The organism is Clostridium autoethanogenum DSM 10061 (genome assembly GCF_001484725.1).
GTDB classification, from domain to species: domain Bacteria; phylum Bacillota; class Clostridia; order Clostridiales; family Clostridiaceae; genus Clostridium_B; species Clostridium_B ljungdahlii.
The window spans coordinates 3,240,096-3,261,022 of the sequence record NZ_CP012395.1; the positions used below are offsets into that span (position 1 = coordinate 3,240,096).

At 32.0% G+C, this 20,927-nt stretch carries 16 protein-coding genes and 3 other annotated features; of the genes, 12 read left to right on the plus strand and 4 right to left on the minus strand.

Annotated features, from left to right (window positions below; all coding sequences use genetic code 11):
• Positions 1-5: 5 nt before the first annotated feature.
• From CLAU_RS14630 to cutA, 7 genes are all read left to right on the plus strand, one after another.
• Entirely contained in the window at positions 6-1,709 is a 1,704-nt protein-coding gene (locus CLAU_RS14630; protein ID WP_029170016.1) for a methyl-accepting chemotaxis protein, read from the plus strand.
• 78 nt (positions 1,710-1,787) lie between these two features.
• Positions 1,788-1,846: a sequence feature (sodium ion sensor (DUF1646 type); this cis-regulatory element may regulate processes involved in with the transportation of sodium ions), on the plus strand.
• Between the two features lie 46 nt (positions 1,847-1,892).
• Positions 1,893-3,083, plus strand: a complete 1,191-nt coding sequence (locus tag CLAU_RS14635) for a cation:proton antiporter (protein WP_023162948.1) — start codon at positions 1,893-1,895, stop codon at positions 3,081-3,083.
• Between the two features lie 44 nt (positions 3,084-3,127).
• Complete coding sequence (locus CLAU_RS14640) at positions 3,128-3,571, plus strand: GNAT family N-acetyltransferase (RefSeq protein WP_023162949.1); 444 nt, start codon at positions 3,128-3,130, stop codon at positions 3,569-3,571.
• 21 nt (positions 3,572-3,592) lie between these two features.
• The gene (locus CLAU_RS14645; protein WP_023162950.1) at positions 3,593-5,020 is read left to right on the plus strand and encodes a transglutaminase domain-containing protein; all 1,428 of its coding nucleotides are present in this window, start codon (positions 3,593-3,595) and stop codon (positions 5,018-5,020) included.
• Between the two features lie 364 nt (positions 5,021-5,384).
• Positions 5,385-5,909, plus strand: a complete 525-nt coding sequence (locus CLAU_RS14650) for an FmdE family protein (protein WP_023162951.1) — start codon at positions 5,385-5,387, stop codon at positions 5,907-5,909.
• A 402-nt stretch (positions 5,910-6,311) separates the two neighbouring features.
• The gene (locus tag CLAU_RS14655; RefSeq protein WP_013237566.1) at positions 6,312-7,181 is read left to right on the plus strand and encodes a DUF1002 domain-containing protein; all 870 of its coding nucleotides are present in this window, start codon (positions 6,312-6,314) and stop codon (positions 7,179-7,181) included.
• 258 nt (positions 7,182-7,439) lie between these two features.
• Complete coding sequence (cutA, locus tag CLAU_RS14660) at positions 7,440-7,775, plus strand: divalent cation tolerance protein CutA (RefSeq protein ID WP_013237567.1); 336 nt, start codon at positions 7,440-7,442, stop codon at positions 7,773-7,775.
• 41 nt (positions 7,776-7,816) lie between these two features.
• On the opposite strand, the gene CLAU_RS14665 is transcribed toward cutA, so the two are convergent.
• On the minus strand, positions 7,817-9,931 hold the full coding sequence (locus CLAU_RS14665) for a methyl-accepting chemotaxis protein (protein ID WP_023162952.1): 2,115 nt from the start codon (positions 9,929-9,931) through the stop codon (positions 7,817-7,819).
• Positions 9,932-10,377: 446 nt separating this feature from the next.
• On the opposite strand from CLAU_RS14665, the gene CLAU_RS14670 reads away from it, so the two are divergent.
• The 5 genes from CLAU_RS14670 (at position 10,378) to leuB (ending at position 16,457) form a co-directional block, all read left to right on the plus strand.
• A complete protein-coding gene (locus tag CLAU_RS14670; protein ID WP_029170015.1) occupies positions 10,378-11,313 on the plus strand; it encodes a 4Fe-4S dicluster-binding protein in 936 nt (311 codons plus the stop codon).
• Between the two features lie 208 nt (positions 11,314-11,521).
• Positions 11,522-11,715, plus strand: a binding site (T-box leader).
• Between the two features lie 50 nt (positions 11,716-11,765).
• Positions 11,766-11,963 (plus strand) — a binding site (T-box leader).
• Positions 11,964-12,066: 103 nt separating this feature from the next.
• Entirely contained in the window at positions 12,067-13,602 is a 1,536-nt protein-coding gene (locus CLAU_RS14675; RefSeq protein ID WP_087877532.1) for a 2-isopropylmalate synthase, read from the plus strand.
• 28 nt (positions 13,603-13,630) lie between these two features.
• Complete coding sequence (gene leuC / locus CLAU_RS14680; protein ID WP_476695728.1) at positions 13,631-14,902, plus strand: 3-isopropylmalate dehydratase large subunit; 1,272 nt, start codon at positions 13,631-13,633, stop codon at positions 14,900-14,902.
• Complete coding sequence (gene leuD, locus CLAU_RS14685) at positions 14,902-15,396, plus strand: 3-isopropylmalate dehydratase small subunit (RefSeq protein ID WP_023162956.1); 495 nt, start codon at positions 14,902-14,904, stop codon at positions 15,394-15,396. The genes leuC and leuD overlap by 1 nt, the downstream gene beginning before the upstream one ends.
• Complete coding sequence (gene leuB / locus CLAU_RS14690; RefSeq protein ID WP_023162957.1) at positions 15,393-16,457, plus strand: 3-isopropylmalate dehydrogenase; 1,065 nt, start codon at positions 15,393-15,395, stop codon at positions 16,455-16,457. The genes leuD and leuB overlap by 4 nt, the downstream gene beginning before the upstream one ends.
• A 789-nt stretch (positions 16,458-17,246) precedes the next feature.
• On the opposite strand, the gene CLAU_RS14695 is transcribed toward leuB, so the two are convergent.
• Genes CLAU_RS14695 through cooS form a run of 3 tightly spaced genes read right to left on the minus strand, consistent with a single transcriptional unit; the run spans position 17,247 to position 20,861 of the window.
• Complete coding sequence (locus tag CLAU_RS14695) at positions 17,247-18,509, minus strand: NAD(P)/FAD-dependent oxidoreductase (protein ID WP_023162958.1); 1,263 nt, start codon at positions 18,507-18,509, stop codon at positions 17,247-17,249.
• A complete protein-coding gene (locus CLAU_RS14700; RefSeq protein WP_023162959.1) occupies positions 18,506-18,961 on the minus strand; it encodes a 4Fe-4S dicluster domain-containing protein in 456 nt (151 codons plus the stop codon). The genes CLAU_RS14695 and CLAU_RS14700 overlap by 4 nt, the downstream gene beginning before the upstream one ends.
• A gap of 19 nt (positions 18,962-18,980) precedes the next feature.
• Entirely contained in the window at positions 18,981-20,861 is a 1,881-nt protein-coding gene (gene cooS / locus CLAU_RS14705) for an anaerobic carbon-monoxide dehydrogenase catalytic subunit (RefSeq protein ID WP_023162960.1), read from the minus strand.
• Positions 20,862-20,927 lie beyond the last annotated feature (66 nt).

Here is a 20,927-nt window from a genome sequence, read left to right on the forward strand (position 1 = left end):
GTATTGTGATAAAAAATGTAAAAGTTAAAACTAAAATTTTTGTAGGATTTAGTATTATTTTGATAATGATGTTTTTAGCTACAATAGGTGCTTTTTTTAATTTTAATCGCATTGAAAAATCTACAGATAGAGTTTCAAAAGATGTCATTCCAATAGGCAATATTATGTCCCAAATTAGCAGTGAACTGATAAATGAAGAGTCAGGAGTCAGAGGTTATATTGCAAGCGATGGAGATAACAGATTTCTAGAGTCCTACGATTCAAGTGAAGAAAATATTCAAAAGAATATAAAAAATATAAAAAGTTATTATTATGTAGATGATAATTTAGCCATTACTATAAAAAATGAAGTTATACCAAATATTCAGGTAATAGATAATTATTTTAGAGATCAAATAAACTTAGTTAAGTCGGGAAAAATTCAAATAGCACGAGATAGACTTCAAGATGGAAAAGTATATATGGATGATTATAAATATGTGTATACTAAACTTAGTAATATGATAAATGAAATTACAAATAATGCATGGACACAGACTAGAAATGCAGGCTCTAGAGCAAAATGGATTATGAGTATTATATTCTTAATAAGTATTGCAGCCAGTATTTTTGCAGCAATGAAAATTTCTAATAAAATTGTATTAAGGCTTGATAAGTGTGTAGATTCCCTGGGACAGATAGCTGATGGAAATTTGATAGTTGAACCTATAAAAATAGAGGAAAAGGATGAAATAGGAGAACTGGCTACTTCAATTAATATAATGGCACAAAATTTAAAAAATATTGTAAGACTGGTTCTAAATGTTTCTAATGAGGTAACAGAAGCTTCAGAAGAACTTTATAATAACACCCATCAGTTAAACGATACTGTAGGACATGTGAATGATGCCATTATCAAGGTGGCTGAAGGAGCTGAAAATCAATCTAAATCTTCAGGAGAAGCATCTGCAGTAGTTGAGCAAATTTCCGCAAGTTCTGAGGAAGTGGCCGCTAATTCTCAGGAAGTAGCAAATGCTGCAAGTAATGCATCTTCAGCAGCTAAAAAAGGCAGTGATGTTATATTACAGGCTGTTAGCCAGATGGAATCTATTAAAAATTCAACGGAAATAGTAAAAGATTCAGTGGAAAAGCTTAATCGTGATTCTATGGCTATTGGAGAAATTGTAAATACTATTTCAGATATTGCAGATCAAACTAATTTATTGGCTTTAAACGCATCTATTGAGGCTGCACGTGCTGGAGAGCAGGGAAAAGGATTTTCAGTTGTAGCAGAAGAAGTACGTGAACTTGCAGAGGAATCAGGTGAATCTGCAGATAAAATTGTAAAACTTATTCAGCAAGTTAAAGAAAATATTCAAGGAGCTACTGTTTCTATGAAGAGTAGTATGGACAATGTAAATGATGGGACGAAAGTAGTGAACAATGCGGGGAATTCATTTAATGAAATATTAAAGCTTGTAAATGATGTTTCTTTGCAAATTCAGAGTACTTCGGAAACTTTACAGCAGCTTGCAGAAGGTAGTGAACAAATTGTTTTAAATGTAGAGACAATTGATAAGATATCAAAGGACACTGCATCTCAAAGTCAAACAGTATCTGGAGAAACCGAAGAATTATATGCATCTATGGAGGAAATAACTTCTTCTAGTCAGAATTTAGCAAATTTATCTGAACAGCTTAAACGAGCTGTAAATAAATTTAAAATTTAATAAAACAATTTATATGTTGAGTAATTGACATAATTGTGATATTATGTCTATATTAAAATTAAAAATAGTGTATATTTCGGTTGGACAAATATTTATTTGTTTTCAAGATGATAATATGACTTTTGGGGTGGAAAGTCCTTTAGGGGGGCTTTCCACTTTTTTAGCTAAAATAAGGAGGTTATAATGGAAAAAACTTTATTAGATATAGTGTTAATTCTTATATGTACAAGGATAGGCGGAATTATTAGTAGAAAGTTGAAGATGCCAGAGGTTTTGGGGGCACTCATTGCAGGTGTAATACTTGGTCCTGTTATTTTAAATGTTGTTCAGTATGATGATAATATAAAACTTCTCTCAAATTTAGGAGTAATTATGCTCATGTTTCTTGCAGGTCTTGAGACTAATATTGAAGAATTTAAAAAAGCAGGTTTATCTTCTTTTATAATTGCCATGTGCGGAATTATTTTACCTTTTATTTTAGGAACTTTAAGTGCCTATATGTTTTTTAATAATTTCTTAGAAAATGTATTTGTTGGAGTTATTTTAACGGCCACTAGCGTAAGTATTAGTGTGGAAACTCTTAAGGAACTTGGTAAGCTAAATACAAGGGCTGGTATAAATATTTTGGGAGCTGCTGTAATAGATGATGTTTTAGGGCTTATGCTCATATCTATAGTACTTGCAGTAGCCCAAAGCTCTGGTTCTGGGGCCTCAGCTTCCGGGATGATGTCACTTGTTTTTGTTTTTGTAAAAATAATTTTATTTTGTGGATTTTCTATATTGGGCATAGTGTGTTTACCTAAGTATATAAATAAATTTACCAGGGATGTAAAGCCAGGTAAAGAGATGCTTACTTTTTCACTGGCATTTGCACTTTTAATAGCATGTATTGCAGAGTATCTTGGAATAGCGGCTATTACAGGAGCATATATATGTGGACTTGTACTTTCTTCTATTGAGCATAAAAAGTATTTAGAAAGAAATATCAAAGCAATTTCTTCTGGATTTTTATCACTTATATTTTTTGCAAGTGTGGGCATTGAAGCAAATTTAAAGGGTCTCAATCTAGAAGTACTAATTATTACTTTAGTTATGTTTGTTATTGCAGTTGTTGGAAAAATAATTGGATGTGGTGGTGCGGCTAGAGTTCTTAAAATGAGTAAAAGTGAGTCTTTACAAATTGGAGTAGGTATGATCTCTAGAGGAGAAGTTGCTATAATTACTGCAAATATAGGATTACAAAAAAATATTATATCGGAGGAAATATTTCTTCCAACTTTAATGGTTGTAATACTTACGACAATTATAACTCCTGTGCTTTTAAAAGTGGCTTTTTCTCATAAAAAGAATTCTTTATCTGAACTAGATATTTAAAATTCACAAATTGTGAATTGATTATGATATTAGGAGATGTTGTAATGATAAGAAGAGGAAATATAAAAGATCTGGACACTATAGTAAAATACAATTATAATTTAGCTAAAGAAACAGAAAATCTGGAATTAGATAAAGAAATATTGAAAAAAGGTGTAAGAACTGCACTAGAAGACAATGGAAATGGAATTTATTTTGTATATGAAAAGGACGACATGGTAGTGGGACAGATCATGATAACTAAAGAATGGAGTGATTGGAGAAACGGAGATTATTGGTGGATACAGAGTGTATATGTAAACAAAGATTATAGAGGACAAGGAATATTTACACAATTGTTTGATTATGTGAAATATCTTGCTGAACGCAGCAATAATGTGTGCAGTTTGAGATTATATGTAGAAAAGAAAAATGAAAGAGCTAAAGATACTTATAAGTCCAAAGGAATGAAAGAAACGCATTATCTAATGTATGAAATTAAAAAATAATTGTTGTTGGGAGATGGTATTGTGTTTAAGAAAATAGGTAAATTTATTGTGGTAGCTGTGGTGTGTGGATTTCTATTTGTGGGTAAAGATTGCTATGCTGCAGAAAATTATAAAATTTGGAATAACGATGCCACCTCTAATGTAGCCAATAACAAGACATGGACAATAAGTTTTAATAAAAATATTGATATAAATTCAGCAAAAAACTCTATTAAAGTATATGAGCAGGACAATAATCAATCAGTAGCAGTTAATGTAGTGAGTTCAAAATCAGATGTTGTGCAGGTTTCACCTGAAAATCCCTACACTTCTGGCGAAAAATACGTTTTGGTAATAGATAATAACTTAAAATCTACTGATGGCAAGCAATTAAATGAAGGAGTAAAATATAATTTTACAGTAAATGGGCAAAATGGATCCAATGGTGAAATTTCAATACAAAATTATACTCAGTATTACAATGCTGTAAAGGATGCACTTTCTAATTATAAGGATACTTTAGTTTTAAACATAACAAACTATGATAGAAGTACTTATAATTTGGGTGTCATAGATAAGATTTTGAAAGACAATCCAAATTTAAGAGATTGGTATTCAAGTGCAGGAAGTAATGTTGAGAGTTCCAGTTCTACTAAAATGACTATAAATTTTAAGTATGACGATACTAAGCAAAATTTAATAGCTAAGGAAAATGCAATACAGCAAAAAGTCGATCAAGTAGTAAACAGTGTCACAACGCCTCAAATGAAAGACTATGAAAAAGAATTGGCACTTCACGATTATGTGGTAAATAATACAGAATATGATCAAAGGGCAGGTACAGCAGATATGCCTGATGATTCCTATACTGCTTATGGAGTTTTAGTGAATAAAACAGCAGTTTGTCAGGGTTATGCAGATGCTATGGACAGGCTTCTTACAGCTGCTGGTATAGAATGTAAAATGGTAATAGGACAGGGAAATGATGGAGATGGATGGATAAGCCATGCCTGGAATATAGTAAAAATACAGGGGCAGTATTATCAGATGGATTCTACCTGGGATGATCCTGTTACAAATGATGGATCCAAGCTCCTTTCACATTCTTACTTCAATATAACTGATTCTCAGATTGAAAAAAATCATGAGTGGGATAAATCAGATTACCCTGAATGTAACAGTACTGACTATAGTTTTGAAAAGTTAAATGTGACGGAGAAAGATAGATATGGTAATGATATAAATGTTGTAGATAATTATAATGACTTTTACAATGCATTAAAAAATTATGTAACTAGTCAGAGGCAATCTTTTAGTATTAAAATATTAAACTATAATTCTACAGATTATAATGTTCCAAAAACGTTAAAGCAAATAGTTATCAAATATAGCATTTATGGAGACTATAGTTTAACCTATTATTCGGATGAAATATCAGGTGCAGAAGTTTTCACAATAGTAAAATCTTAATTAAAGAAAGTAAGGTGGTCTCTGACTCCCTTACTTTCTTTAATTGTTACATATACTTCAAATGAATTATATTATTGTAAAGTTTTATATAAACAGAGTTCTTGGCTTCAGGTGGAGCTTTTTTCTCCATCTGAAACTTATTAACAGGATTCTTAGTGCTTCAGCACTTAGAAGGCGTTATCCTTTAGGAGAAATCGTTATCCAGGGGCGTAGCAGCCGTTATGCACAGCATAAGAACTCTAAATCGCTGAAGCTCAAGAGTTCTAATATCCCCCACTTTATAAGAAGATGTGGTATTACGGCTGGTAGCCATCGGATAAATGACGTATAATTTATATAAACAATTTAGTCAGGAGGGAATAAAATGGATAAAGAACTATGGGAAAAATGTGTTGAATTTCATGGACATTTATGTCCTGGACTTGCAATAGGCTATAAGGCCAGTGAGGCAGCTAAAGAAAAAATGGATATTTCCTTTTCAAAAGATGAGGAAATAGTGTGCATAACTGAAAACGATGCCTGTGGAGTAGATGCAGTCCAGGTGATAACAGGGTGTACCATGGGAAAGGGAAACTTAATTTATAGAGACCGCGGTAAAATGGCATTTAGTTTTTTTAATAGAAAAAATGGTGATGCCCTGAGAGTGGTATTAAAAAATTGGCCGAGAAGTGGAGACAGACAAAAAGATATTGATTATTTGCTAAACTGCCCTTGTGAAAAATTATTTTATTATAAAAAACCAGGATTTTCTGTGCCGGAAAAGGCTAGGTCATTTAATAACATAGTATGTGAAAATTGTGGAGAAGATACAGCTGAACATAGAATTAGAATAATGAATGGAAAAAAGGTATGTTTAGATTGTTTTAAAGAGTATTCAAGGAAAGAATAAATATCTTAATAATATATTAAAATTTTATATTTGGTTATAATTTTATACTTCTTTTATTCATAAATATAGTATATTATATTTATAATATGTATTAATATTTATCTCAACTTTCCCAGTTTAAAAAAATTATGAAGCAAAGCTTCACAAGTTAAGAATTAATAATGAAAAGTTAATAGTGAAGGATGATTTTTAGCTGTCGCAAAAAATCTTTAAATTTATATAAATCAGCAATGTTTCGCTTTAGCGAAATGAGTGGTGAAAAGCTTAATCAAAGATTTTTTGTAGTGTAATGGAAAAAAATCTACATTAACTATTAATTTTTCATTCTTAACTATTAATTAAAAAAGTTTTATATGTGCGAAAGTTGGGTATTTATAAAACTAAAAAAAGGAGTTTAAACACATGAAATTTAAAACAATTTTTAGTAAGTTATTGATAGTGCTTATGGCTATAACTGTAGTTTTACCTATTTCAGGAAATAGAGTTTATGCAGATGCCTATAAAGTTGTAACCTTAGGAGGAGATCTAACAGATAGCCAAAAACAAGAAATGCTTAAGTATTTTGGGGTTACTAGACAGGATGCTAATGTAATAGATGTCAATATAGATGAAGAGAAAAAATATTTAGGAGATGTTGCAAGCAGTGATAAAATAGGTACAAAATCTATATCCTGTGCTTATGTAGAACCAACGTCCAGTGGTGGATTAAATGTATCTACAAATAACATATATTGGGTAAGCAGCAGCATGATAAAGAATGCACTTATTACTGCAGGAATAAAAAATGCAAATGTTAAGGCATCAGCTCCTTTTAATGTATCTGGAACAGCAGCTCTTACTGGAATTTTAAAGGGGTTTGAAAATAGTGCAAACGGCGGCAAAATTGATGAAAATAAAAAGAAAGCTGCCAATGACGAATTGGTTACTACAGGAGAGTTAGGTGACAAGATAGGGAAAGACAAAGCTGCTGGTGTAATGAATGATATAAAAACACAAGTAGTTAAAGATAAGCCTAAAACTGAAGCCGGGGTAAGAAAGATAGTTGAAAATGTAACTAATAACTATAATTTAAATTTGAGTACCGGAGATATTGATAAAATAACTAATGTTATGAATAAAATAAATGGTTTAAATTTGAATTTTGGAGATATAAAAAGTCAGTTAGGTAGTGTTGCAGATCAGTTAAAGGGTACTTTATCTAGCGAACAGACTCAAGGATTTTTTGCTAAAATTATTAATGCAGTTAAAAACTTTTTTTCTAATCTATTTTAGTATAGTTTAGAATTGAGAGTGGATAATTGAAAGCTATCATTTACTTTCAATTATCCACTTTAAACTTCTAACTTAAGGTATTTGAAAGAAAATAACAAGTCAAAGATGCGACGAATATTTTTTATCAGACAAGGAGGCAGGCTCCGCAGATAGTGAATCCTATTTAAGGGTTTTACCGACGCAGTATGATAAAAAATAGGCTAGTATACTGACTAGTTATTTCTTTGAAAATGCCTAAACATAATTGGGGGAATAATTTTGGAATATAAAAATTATAAGATGGAAACTTTTATACCTGAGGAATATGTGACAAAACTTCGGGAGAGTTTGAATGATATAGGAGCATTAACTATAGGTGGAAATTATGACAACTGTATGTCAGTTTCTAAAGTTACAGGGTATTGGAGACCACTTTCAGGAGCAAATCCATTTAAAGGAGAAAAAGGTGAAGTAAGTGAAGAAGAGGAATGTAAAGTAGAGTTTTGCTGTAAGAGTGACATAGTGGAAAAAGCTATAAGCACTATAAGAAAGGTTCATCCTTATGAAGAACCGGTTATAAATGTAATACCCCTTTCAAATTTTGTGAAATATTGAAAAGCATGAAGTTCCAGTAACTTCATGCTTTTTAATATATATCATATTTTTAATTTTGAAACTAATCCTTTAAGATTTTCATTTCTTTCTTTAGCATATTCTGAAAGATGCTTAGCTTTCTCTGATTTTTCTACTATTGTGTTAGTTTTTTCAGCAATGGTAGTAGTTCCGTTTGCACCTTCATTTGCAGCAGTTGTTACACCATTTATTATTTCCGATAAGTTTCTAATTGAATCAAGTATTTGGTTTGATGCATCATCAAATTCTGAAACCATGTTTTTAATTGAATTTGCATCTAAACTGTACTTATCTGCTGCGTCAAGCATAGTTTGGTAATCTAGTTTAACGTTATTTGTCATATAATCCATCATACCATTTGCACTTTGTGCAAGATTGTTTACTGAAGCTATTACTTTTTCTGTTATTTGTTTAATTTTTGAAACTGCATTAGAAGAATCATCTGCAAGTTTTGCTATTTCATCTGCAACTACTGAAAAACCTTTACCGGCTTCTCCAGCTCTTGCTGCTTCTATTGCTGCATTAAGAGCTAGAAGACTAGTTTGTTCGGTTATTTCCATTATAGTGTTTGAAAGAACAGTAATTTCATCAACAGATTTTGATTGTTCTAAGGCACTTTTAAGTTTTTCACTTGTTTCTTCATAAATTTCAAGTCTTTTTTTCTCTGATTCTAAAAAGTTTGCCTTCAATTTTTTAGCAGTATCATCAATTTCTTTAGCTGATACCGCACCTTCTTTAGCCTTGTGGGCTATAACTTCCACTGATTTTTCTATTTCATTTGATGTAGCATTCATTTCTTCTGTAGATGCTGCTGTTTCTTCCATAGTTGCTGATAACTCTTCAGTAGTTGAAGCAACATCTTCTATATTTGAATTTAATTCTTCCATATGTTTTACAGTATCTATAACTGCACCCTCTACATTTGAGGACTCTTCTTTGACCCCTAGAACAAGCTCTCCAATGGAACCTTGCATTTTATCAATGGATTTTGCAAGTATACCTATTTCATCTTCCTTATGTAAAAATTCTTCTGGTATTTTTTCAGTAAAATCGGCATTTGAAAGTACTTCCAGGTGATTACATGCCACAGTTACAGGATAAATATTTCTTTTAATAAGAATAAACATTAATGCAATTACTGCTAAGGTAATAATTATAGTCATAAGCATTATTATCCTGAAAAGTTGGGTATATTCAACATACATTTGTTTGTCTGAAATCATTGAGGCAAAGGTCCATTTGTTAGCTACTCCATTTAAAGTTATTGGAGAGTATGCTTTTAGTGATAAAGTTCCTGTAGCTATAGCTTTTTTGTGCGTTTGAAAGCTTTCACCATTAGAGATTTTATCCAAAATGTCTTTTTCGCTTTTATCCAAATCAACTATATTTTTATTCACTAATTCTTGATTGTTACCATTTGCAACAATTTTACCTGTATTTGTAATTATTGATGCATAACCACCCATAGGTTTTGCTTTGTTGACAGTTTGTTGTAGATTTTGGAGTTTAATATCTGCTCCTACCACTCCTAAAAAATTTCCACTATCATCAAGTATAGGCATTGTTAGTGAAGTAATTAAAGTGCTTTTGCCATCTATTTTATATGTATATGGTTCTATTAAACAAGTTTTTTTCGTTTCCTTTGGAAGAAAATAATAACTTCCACTACTTTCGTCATTATAACCTGAGCAAGGTTCTAGTTTTATACTTCCATTTTCTCGTACGAGATAGGGAACAAATCTACCAGTAGCATCATAACCATCTTTATTTATATAGGAACTATCTTTCCCATCAAATGTATTAGGTTCCCAGGCTGTGTATAATCCTAGTATATCGCTATTTTTTTCTAGTGTAGTTTTTAAAATCTCAATTACCTGTTCTCTGCTTAAACTTCCTGATTTTTTACAATATAAGACAGTATTTTTTATTCCTTCCACGGTGGCCTGTGATACTTTAAAGTCCCCCTGTATATCTTTTGCGAAAGCATCTGATACCTGCTTTGCTTGTTCGTTGGCTTGGTTATAAGAACTTTGTTGAACTTTTTTAAGTGTAACTCCTTCAATAATAGCAATTCCTAAAAGTACTACTATGCCAAGTATAATACTTAATTTCACTGCTAAATTTAATTTTTTAAACATCTGTGTCTCCTTTCAAATTTTGTAGGATAATTAGTAACATAATTATCCTATGCTTCTGCATTCTTCATCATTTTCCTTTACTTTTATTTATTCGTTATGTATGAGTGAAAAAATTAGTGCAAATACTAAATTTTGTGTAAAATTTTGTAGATAATTTACATATATCAAGTATAGACAGTGAAATCAAACGGTTGTATAATACATTTAAAGTTAATAAAGAATTCTTATTATCTCGTTGTTATTAAGAAATCTATTTATAGTAAAATTAAATTGTTTATCAGTAGTATTATTTGATAAATAGTATTCATAAGAAACATTACTTTCTTTGGTGTAGTGTTTTTTGCAATTATATTATACCAAAAAGAATTATGTGCTTATTCTGAAGGCTTTCGCCTTAATTTTTATGTGCGAAAGTTGAGTAAGTTACTATGAAAGGAGATGATATATTGAATTTTTTAACCTGCTTTAAAGTACCAGAAGTTGCTAAAAGTATGGCACATCTATTAGTAACTCCTGAGGAAAGAAAAATTATTGAAATTATTAAAGATGATATATATTCTATTAAGGATCTGTCTACTTTAATAGAAAAAAAATTTAATGTAAATGGTGAGGAATTAGTTAGAAAAATGTATAAAAGAGCTGTTCTTAATAAAGTAGAAGTCAGTGATGGTATTTACTATAAAACATCTGAATTTTATGATAGAATTGCTTACTTTTGTCAGTATGAGACAGATATATGGTTATCTGTACCCCGGAAAATAAGGGATGAAATAGATGATTGGTATGTAACTACTTATGCAGAGACAGCAGAGCCTAGAGTAAAAGAAGTAATTGATGGAAAAAAAGATGTAATTGAAAATGCTTATTTTTTTACTCTGCAAGAGACATTAGATTTAATAGACTCTTTGGATAAACAGATATATTCAGTACCATGTAATTGTAATGCTGTATCTCAAAGGTGTGAAAAAGATAAGGATGTTTGCCTACTGTTTGAAACTGGAATTAATACCCAATGGGATAGAGGACATGGAAAACTTCTTACAAAGGACGAAGCAAAAGCAATTGTAGTAAGAGCTGATAAAAATGGATTAATGCACACATCTGAAACGGATCAAGCTATATGTAACTGTTGTGGTTGCTGCTGCTATCCTATAAGGGCTTCAAAGGTTATAGGAACGACGGGCATTTGGCCTAAAAGAAGATATGACATCATATGGGAGGAAAGTAAATGTGTTAATTGCGGAAGGTGTGTAAAAATATGCAATTTTGGAGCGTTTGTTAAAGAGGATAAAAAAATAAGATATGTTGAAGAAAAATGCCTGGGTTGTACTATTTGCAGTTCACAATGCCATGTTAAAGCAATTAAAATTAAAAAAATCTAGAGAGTTTTTATATTTTATAATTTGTATTTTCAATAAGCTAGTTGACTGGATAAACCAGAGATTAATCACATTTAAATAATTTGATTAGTCCCTTTATTTATATTCTATTATTTACAAGCTATGAGGAATTAAAATAAATAATTGTAAATAGGCTATTGACATGAGATTTTATTTATATTATACTCATTAACATAATAAATAGTTAATTGTAAAAACTTAGATAGGGATTAGTAGATTTGTATTATATTTTAAGAGAGTGGTGCAGGGTGTAAATCCACATATAGTATATTTTGAACTCGCCCTGGAGTTGTAGGCTGAATTATAGTAAGCTGAGCCGGCGAAAGCCGTTATTAAATTGAGTAAAAATTTGGATGGTACCGCGACAGACTTCTCGCTCCAAGAGAAGCCTGTTTTTTATATTATCATTTGCGGTATATAAAAAAATTGAAAATAAGAAAACTGTGATAGGAAATAGTAAATGTAATTTATATTTTAAAGAGAGTGGGGAAAGGTGAAAACCCATAGATATTGTACATTGAACTCATCCTTGAGTTATAGGCTGAAATTATAGTAAGCTGTATCGGCAAAATGCCGTTATTGAATTGAGTAATAATTTGGGTGGTACCGCGAACAGACTTCTCGCCCCAAGAGAGGCCTGTTTTTTTATACCCCTCAATATAAAAAAATTGAAATAGAAGTTTTTTTACTGGCCAGCAAAAAACTTGTGTTATATAAAAATTTTAGGAGGTTTTAATCATGAGTAAGATAAATATATTTGATACTACACTTAGGGATGGAGAACAGACACCAAATGTCAGTTTAAATATAAATGATAAACTCACTATTGCAAAACAACTTCAAAAATTATCAGTAGATGTTATAGAAGCTGGGTTTCCAAGAGCTTCGGAAGGAGATTTTGAAGCAGTTAAGGCTATTGCACAAAATATAGAAGGACCTGTTATAGTTGGTCTTGCAAGAGCTGTAAAAGATGATATATGTGAGGCTTGGGAAGCTCTTAAATATTCTAAAAAGCCTAGAATTCATGTTTTCATTGCTACATCAGATTTGCATATGAAATATAAACTTAAAATGGAACCTGATGAAGTTTTAAAGCAAGCAGTGGAAATGGTAACCTATGCTAAAAGTTTGTGTCCCAGCATAGAATTTTCTCCAGAAGATGCTACAAGGACTAGACCTGAGTTTTTATATAAAGTAGTAGAAGCTGTTATAGATGCAGGGGCAGATGTGGTAAATATACCGGATACAGTGGGTTATACTACTCCAAGTGAATATGGAGCACTTATAAAAGGAATTAAAGATAATGTGCCAAATATAGACAAAGCCACAATAAGTGTTCATTGTCACAATGATCTAGGTCTTGCCGTGGCAAACTCCCTGGCAGCTGTTGAAAATGGAGCACAGCAAGTTGAATGTGCAGTAAACGGCTTAGGGGAGAGAGCAGGAAATGCAGCACTTGAAGAAATAGTAATGGCAATTAAAACCAGATCTGATTGTTTTAATTGCGAAACAGGTATTGTAACAGAAGAAATAACAAGAACTAGTAATCTTGTAAGTCATATAACTGGGATGCAGGTTCAAAATAATAAAGCTGTAGTAGGTGCAAATGCCTTTGCCCATGAATCAGGTATACATCAGCATGGTGTTTTAAATTGTAGAGAAACCTATGAAATTATGACACCTGAATCTGTAGGACTTAAGAAAAGCCTTATAGTACTAGGAAAACATTCAGGAAGGCATGCTTTTGTAGAACGTCTTGAAGAATTGGGATATAAGAATTTAAGCAAAGAAAAAATAGATGAAATATTCAAAGAATTCAAAGATTTAGCTGATAAGAAGAAACATGTTTCAGATGAAGACATAGAAAGTCTTGTAAAAAATGAAATTTTCCAGGTTCCTGAAGTATTTAACTTAAAATACTATCAGGTTTCTACAGGAAATACAGTAACATCAACTTCTACTGTGGAAATAGAGTATGATGGTAAAAATATAAAGGAAGCTTCCTGTGGTGATGGTCCTGTAGATGCTACTTTTAAGGCTATTGAAAAAGCTATAGGAATAGATGTTACATTAAATGACTATTTTATAAAATCTGTAGGATATGGTAAAGATGCACTAGGAGAGGCTACTATAAAGATTGAAAAAGAAGGTAAAATTTTTTCTGCTAAAGGAGTAAGTACAGATATAGTGGAAGCAAGTGGCAAAGCATTTATAAATGCTATGAACAAAATTCATTATGAAAATTCTCTAAAAAAAGTTGAAGAATGCTAATATATAATATAAATTTTGATAGGAGTTGATAAACATGGGCATGACCATGACGCAAAAAATACTAGCTCACCATGCGAAAATGGATGAAGTAAAGGCAGGACAATTAATAAAAGTTAAATTGGATTTAGTACTTGGAAATGATATAACTACGCCAGTAGCTATAAATGAATTTAATAAAATTGGTCTTAACAATGTTTTTGACAAAAATAAAATAGCAATTGTCCCTGACCATTTTACACCAAATAAAGATATAAAATCTGCAGAGCAGTGTAAATATGTTAGAGAGTTTGTAAAGAAGATGGAAATCAAAAATTATTTTGAAGTTGGAAGAATGGGAATTGAGCATGCTTTAATTCCAGAAAAAGGTCTTGCAGTTTGTGGAGATGTAGTAATAGGTGCAGATTCTCATACTTGTACTTATGGAGCTTTAGGTGCATTTTCTACAGGAATTGGTAGTACAGATATGGCAGCAGGTATGGCTACAGGAGAAGCTTGGTTTAAGGTTCCAGAAGCTATAAAATTTGTTCTTAAAGGAAAGCTTACTAAATGGGTAAGTGGAAAAGACGTAATACTTCATATTATTGGCATGATAGGAGTAGATGGGGCACTTTATAAATCCATGGAATTTACTGGTGAAGGAGTAAGTTCACTTACTATGGATGATCGTTTTACCATATGTAATATGGCCATTGAAGCAGGAGCTAAAAACGGAATTTTCCCTGTAGATGAAAATACTATAAATTATGTAAAAGAACATTCAAAGAAAAATTATACTGTATATGAAGCAGATAGTGATGCTGAGTATAGCCAGGTTATAGAAATAGATCTATCAAAAATTCGTCCTACAGTGGCATTTCCACATATACCTGAAAATACAAAGACCATTGATGAGGTAGGAGACATAAGAATAGATCAAGTTGTCATAGGTTCCTGTACTAATGGCAGAATAGGAGATTTAAGGGCAGCCGCTAGCATTTTAAAAGGAAGAAAAGTTAATGAAAATGTAAGAGCTATTATTTTCCCTGCTACTCAAGCTATATATCTTCAGGCAATGAAAGAAGGACTTATTGAAATATTCATAGAAGCAGGGGCAGTGGTAAGTACTCCTACCTGTGGACCTTGTCTTGGTGGACATATGGGAATATTGGCAGAAGGAGAAAGGGCAGTTTCCACTACTAATAGAAATTTTGTAGGTAGAATGGGACATGTAAAGAGTGAAGTATACCTGGCAAGTCCAGAAGTAGCAGCAGCTTCAGCAGTAACAGGTAAAATTTCATCACCAGAGGAGGTAGTAAAGTAATGATAAAAGGAAAGGCAATTAAGTATGGAGATAATGTAGATACGGATGTTATAATTCCAGCTAGATATCTAAACACCAGTGACCATAAGGAGCTTGCTTCTCACTGTATGGAGGATATAGATAAAGATTTCTCAAAGAAAATAAGTAAAGGGGATATAATGATAGCTGGTAAAAATTTTGGATGTGGTTCTTCTAGAGAACATGCACCTATAGCTATTAAAGCTTCTGGAATAAGCTGTATTATTGCTGAAACTTTTGCTAGAATATTTTTTAGAAATTCCATAAATATAGGACTTCCTATAATGGAATGTGAAGAAGCTGCAAAGGACATAGATGAAAAAGATGAAGTATCTGTAGATACAGTTTCTGGAGTAATAACAAATATAACTAAAAATAAAACTTATAAAGCTGTTCCTTTCCCTGAATTTATGCATAAGATTATAAAATCAGAGGGACTTATAAACTATATAAAAGAAGAGGTGGAAAACAAGTGAAGATAGCTATAATACCAGGAGACGGAATTGGAAAAGAGATAATTGAACAGGCAAAAAAAGTATTAAAGGCAGCCTCTGCAAAATATAATTTTGATTTTGAATGTGAGGAGGTACTTTTAGGCGGTGCAGCAGTGGATGCCACAGGAGTTCCTCTTCCAGATAAGACTGTTGAAGTTTGCAAAAAAAGTGATGCTGTACTTTTAGGTGCAGTAGGTGGACCTAAATGGGATAGTTTGCCTAGCAAACTTAGACCAGAAGCTGGTCTTTTGGGTATAAGAAAGGCCCTTGGGGTATTTGCAAATTTAAGGCCTGCCATACTATTTCCAGAACTTATAGCAGCTTCAAATTTGAAGCCAGAAGTACTTGGCGGCGGTCTAGATATTATGATAGTAAGAGAATTAATAGGTGGGGCGTATTTTGGAGAGAAAAACAGAATAGATATTGAAGGTGGAAAAAAAGCTTGGGATACTATAAGTTATACCAGCTTTGAAATAGATAGAATTACCAGAAAGGCTTTTGAAATTGCAAGAAAGAGGAGTAACAGACTTACTTTAGTAGATAAGGCAAATGTACTTGAAAGTTCCAAGCTGTGGAGAGAAGTAGTGGGAAACATAGCAAAGGAATATGAGGATGTAGAAATAAACTATATGTATGTGGACAATGCTTCCATGCAGCTTATAAGAGATCCTAAACAATTTGATGTAATTTTAACTGAAAATATGTTTGGAGACATTTTAAGTGATGAAGCTTCAATGCTTACGGGTTCTCTTGGAATGCTGCCTTCTGCAAGTGTAAGGGGAGATTCCTTTGGATTATATGAACCTGTACATGGCTCTGCACCAGATATTGCAGGACAAAATAAGGCAAATCCGATTGGAACAATCATGAGTGTTGCTATGATGCTTAAGTATAGTTTTGATATGGAACAGGCCTATGTGGATATAAAAAATGCCATATCAAAAGTGCTTAAAGAAGGTTACAGAACAGGTGATATAGCAAAAGAAGATTCAAAATTAGTTGGTACAGAAGAAATGGGAGACTTAATAGTTAAGAATTTATAGGTCATAGAGTTTCTAAGTAAAAAGTTTACTTATACCAGCCATATACTAACAAAAATCATCACACTAAAAACTTTTTATAAGTCTAAAGTTCGGTATTTTGAAAATCTAAAGAAGCTTATATAAACTCGTACCTCAGACACATATAAGCTTCTAAGATTTTCTAAAATACCTCACTAAGACTTATAAAAAAAGTTTTTAAGTGTGATTTCAATTTTGTTAGTATATTTTATGTATAAGTTAAAATTTTATTAGAATTACTATAGAATTTATAAATTATGTTCCAATTATTAAAATAAATGTATATTAAATATTCTATGTGTGATTTAATTTTTCACGATGTTATTGTATACTGGAAAGAATAAATATCATTAACAGTATGAAAATTATTTAAATAGGTAGTAGCTCTACAATTAAACTTACCCAAATTGCCAATTTGATTTAAATGCTAAATGTATCAATTCAGCCGAGATTTATAATTAACAATTTTGAGTAATTATGAATTTAATTTTTAATTTTATGATCTATAGCGTTTCTAACTTAAAAATAAAACTTATACGTAGAAATATTTTACAATAAACAAACACATTTAAATATTTTGTGTATAAGTCTTAGTAGAAAATTTGTAAAAAAACTTAGACCTTTTGAATTGTCTGAGGTACGAGTTTTCAAAAGGCCTTAGTTTTTATAAATTTTCTTCTTAGACTTATCAAAATATTTAACCGTGTTTGTGGTTGTAAAAATATTCGGAGTATAAGTTTTATTTTTTGCTTAGAAACTCTATAAGGTAATTTACCTCAATTGATAACTATATTGTCCATCTTCTTCAACATTGTAAAAATCAGAATAATCTATGTCAAAAATATTTTTATGGATATTGCTTATATTTACTTTATTTTTTATGAGATATCCCAGTACACCGCAGTAAGATATATCTCCAACTAGAAGTGCGCCGTAGATTACTCCATCTTTGTGAACTATTTTTTGATAAACTCTATCTCCTTCTAATGTATCCACAGCATAACTTTCATCTGCTATATTTACATTACCAAGGGATACACATGGAAGGTTAAATAAATTCATTGAGTTCTTCATGCCAAAAGTGTCATTTAACTCTCTATTTATACCTACCATGTTGTAGGCAGCAGTCATTCCCTGTTTTACAGCTATAGGCCATATAGGAGCAGTAAAAGTAACATCTCCGGCAGCATATATATTATCTACAGTGGTTTTACAATGTTTGTCTATGACAATGCCTTTTTCAACTTTTATCCTGCTGTCTTTTATAAAGTTTACATTTGGTCTAACACCAGCAGCAACTATTATCATATCGCAATTTATAGCAGTTGAATTTGATAGTACGGCTTTACTTACAAAGCCATCTTTATTTAAAACTACCTCTTCCAATTTAACTGAAGTAAATACATCTATACCTTTTTCTTTTAACAACTTTTCATATATAGAGGATGCGGCTTTATCCAGTTGAAGTGGGAGAATTCTATCTCCCATTTCTACAACTGAAATCTTTATATTTTTTACCATAAGCCCTAAAAGAGCATCAATTCCTACAAGACCTGCACCAAGTATTACTACTCGTTTTGTGCTTTTAAGTTTGTCTTGTATAGCAGTTACATCTTCAAAATTTCTGAGGGAGTATACTCCTTTAGCTTCTCTTAAATTTTTAACTGGGGGAATAAAGGAGGAAGCACCAGAAGCTATAAGGAGTTTGTCAAATTTGAAGCTGCTGTTGTCTTGAAGTAAGACTTTTTTCTTGTCAATATCAATATTGCTTACATCTGCATCTTTTATCCATTCTATATTATTTTTTTCAAAGAAATCTGCATCTACAAAATTTATAGCCTCTAAATTTCTACTTCCTTCAATTACCTTGTGGAGCATACATCTTGAATAAACTGCATCATCCTTTGAAATAATAGTTATTTTGGAGGACTTATCTAACTTTCTTAAAGTTTTAGCAGCATTTATTCCAGCAGCACTGGCTCCTATTATTACATATTTTGTATGAAAAAATATTTTTATCGTTAAACCACTCATAGGAGATCTGCCTCCTTTTCAATATAAATTGCTCCTGTTGGACAATTTTCAACGCATCTAGGTGTATCTCTGTCACCACATAGGTCACATTTAACTACTTTACTTTTGGTCTGAGTATCTGGTTTCAATACTCCGTAAGGACAGGACATGACGCACATAAAGCAGCTGGCACATTTATGCTTATCATAGGATACTATACCGCTTTCAGGATCTTTAGTCATGGCACCACTCATACATGTCATTACACACTCAGGTTCGTCACAGTGACGGCAAAATATAGGAAGCTTGTTTCCATTATCATCTTTAGATATATGATTTCTACTTTCAAGAAATTTGTTGCTGAGATCAAGATCATAAAAAGATTTCCCATCTTCATTGTGCTCTGCCATACAAGCTAAAGTACAATTTAAACATCCGGTACATAAATCCTTATTTATCATTATTCTTTTCATAAAGACCACCTTCTAAATTTTAATTAAGACCTAAGCTTTTCCTTCTTGCAAGTATGGTTTCTTCTAATTTATCTGCAGCTTTTATTATATCGTCTTCTATTATAAGCTTGCCGCCTGTTAGATTTTCCATGTCTTCACATAAAACTTTTGTTACCACTTTACTTCCACCAATAAAAGGAGATATAGCAAGGTGAAGTGGTAATCCAAGGGCAAGACCAAAACTTCCATCTGCTAATGCTTGTTCTTCAAGCCATTGAGGTGCAGAAAGTACAAGTGGAAGCTGTGGAATATCTATTTTTAGATATTCTGCTAGTTCTTTTGCTACAATTTCCAATCTTCCAATAGCAAGACATGGACCAAAATTTAGTACAGGTGGTATTCCTAGGCTCTTACATACTTCTTTTAAGCTATCTCCTGCAAGTTCAGCAGCTCCTGGAGACATAAGTCCTACATTTTCAAGTCCACCACTTGAACAACCTGCAGAAAGCACAATTATATTTCTCTTTATAAGTTCTTTTGTAAGTTCTACTGTAAATACATCATGACCTTTGGCAGTTAAGTTTGAACAACCTACTATTCCAGCAACACCTTTAATTTTTCCAGCAGCAATTAAGTCTACTAGAGGTTTCCAGCTGCCACCTAAGAAAGATTTTAAGGAACCTTCACTTACACCTGTTATGACGTCATCAAAGCCATGGTTTTTAGGAATATTCATTGTAACTTTAGATCTTCTGTTCTTATAGCTTTCAATAGCTGTATCTATAACATGGTTGCTTATTTTTTCTCTATCTTTAAAGGAATATTCTACATATTCTGCATTTGATTTTTTAGAAACGTCATCTAGGCATATCATTTTAACCATGAACTTATCAGCTATTGGCTCGATGCCAGGAAGAGTACAGTTGAATTCAGATACTATTGCATCTATACCTCCAGTTGCTATTAAGGCTTCACTTGTAAAATTATTTCCTGCATGGCCGGAGAAAACATCAGTATAGTATTTACCTCTTAACTGTAAATCCTGTCCTACACAGGTACATCCAACTAGTTTGAATCCTTTAGCACCAACTGCTTGGGCCTTTTTTACAGCTTCAGGTTTTACAAGTTCTTCTTGAAGATGGGCAATCATGGAGTGCTGGTGGCCTGTTATCATCAAATTTATATAATCCGTATCTACAACTTTAAAACCAACTTTTGCAGGTCTTATAGCAGGTTCACCTAAAACTATGTCATTTAATAAATTTGTAAGGGTAAGTCCATAAATTCCAGTGGATATTCCAAGTTTTAAACAATTTAGAAGCATATCTACAGGGTCACTGTTTAGATTTGTAGAAGTTTTTACTACACCATCAAAAACTTCTGATTTTGCACCGCCAGGCATTATATTTAATTTGTTCCAATTTTCTAGTCTAGGTGCATAAGCTAATTTATTTATAACTTCCATTTTTTCAAATTTTGGTTTGTATAAGTCCTTTAATACGGCATCAGCTACTAGTACAGCTTTTTTATGTGGGTCAGATTCTGTTATACCTAATTTTTCTGCCAGTGTATTGAGAGCATTCATTCCTTTTATCTCGCCGCCGGTTTCACCTATGGATTTTACGTTTCTAGCTGTATTTTCGACTATATGAATATAACATCCACTGCCGGCAGCTACAGCTCTAAGAAAGTTTCTTGCAACCATGGTATCAGCACTAGCACCACATACTCCTCTTGGAGCTTTAGGTGTTATCCTACAGGGACCGTTTGCACAGAGTCTACAGCAGACTCCTAGCTGACCAAAACCACATTTAACACTTTGGCTTTCTACCCTATGATGAGAAGTTTCTACACCATCTAGAGAACCTATAAACTTTTCAAGTACCTTATCTGCTGATTTACAAATTTTGTTATTTGACATAATAAAACCTCCAAAATATACTATTTAAGTATACTATTAAATTATTAGAACTACTGATTAGGATTA

What these genes read in the sequence shown, in the direction of transcription:
- CLAU_RS14665 (WP_023162952.1), bottom strand. Translation starts at nt 9,931, where the DNA reads ATGTTTAAAAAATTAAATTTAGCAGTGAAATTAAGTATTATACTTGGC.
- CLAU_RS14650 (WP_023162951.1), top strand. Translation starts at nt 5,385, where the DNA reads ATGGATAAAGAACTATGGGAAAAATGTGTTGAATTTCATGGACATTTA.
- CLAU_RS14635 (WP_023162948.1), top strand. Translation starts at nt 1,893, where the DNA reads ATGGAAAAAACTTTATTAGATATAGTGTTAATTCTTATATGTACAAGG.
- CLAU_RS14695 (WP_023162958.1), bottom strand. Translation starts at nt 18,509, where the DNA reads ATGAGTGGTTTAACGATAAAAATATTTTTTCATACAAAATATGTAATA.
- cooS (WP_023162960.1), bottom strand. Translation starts at nt 20,861, where the DNA reads ATGTCAAATAACAAAATTTGTAAATCAGCAGATAAGGTACTTGAAAAG.
- CLAU_RS14700 (WP_023162959.1), bottom strand. Translation starts at nt 18,961, where the DNA reads ATGAAAAGAATAATGATAAATAAGGATTTATGTACCGGATGTTTAAAT.
- leuD (WP_023162956.1), top strand. Translation starts at nt 14,902, where the DNA reads ATGATAAAAGGAAAGGCAATTAAGTATGGAGATAATGTAGATACGGAT.
- CLAU_RS14655 (WP_013237566.1), top strand. Translation starts at nt 6,312, where the DNA reads ATGAAATTTAAAACAATTTTTAGTAAGTTATTGATAGTGCTTATGGCT.
- CLAU_RS14640 (WP_023162949.1), top strand. Translation starts at nt 3,128, where the DNA reads ATGATAAGAAGAGGAAATATAAAAGATCTGGACACTATAGTAAAATAC.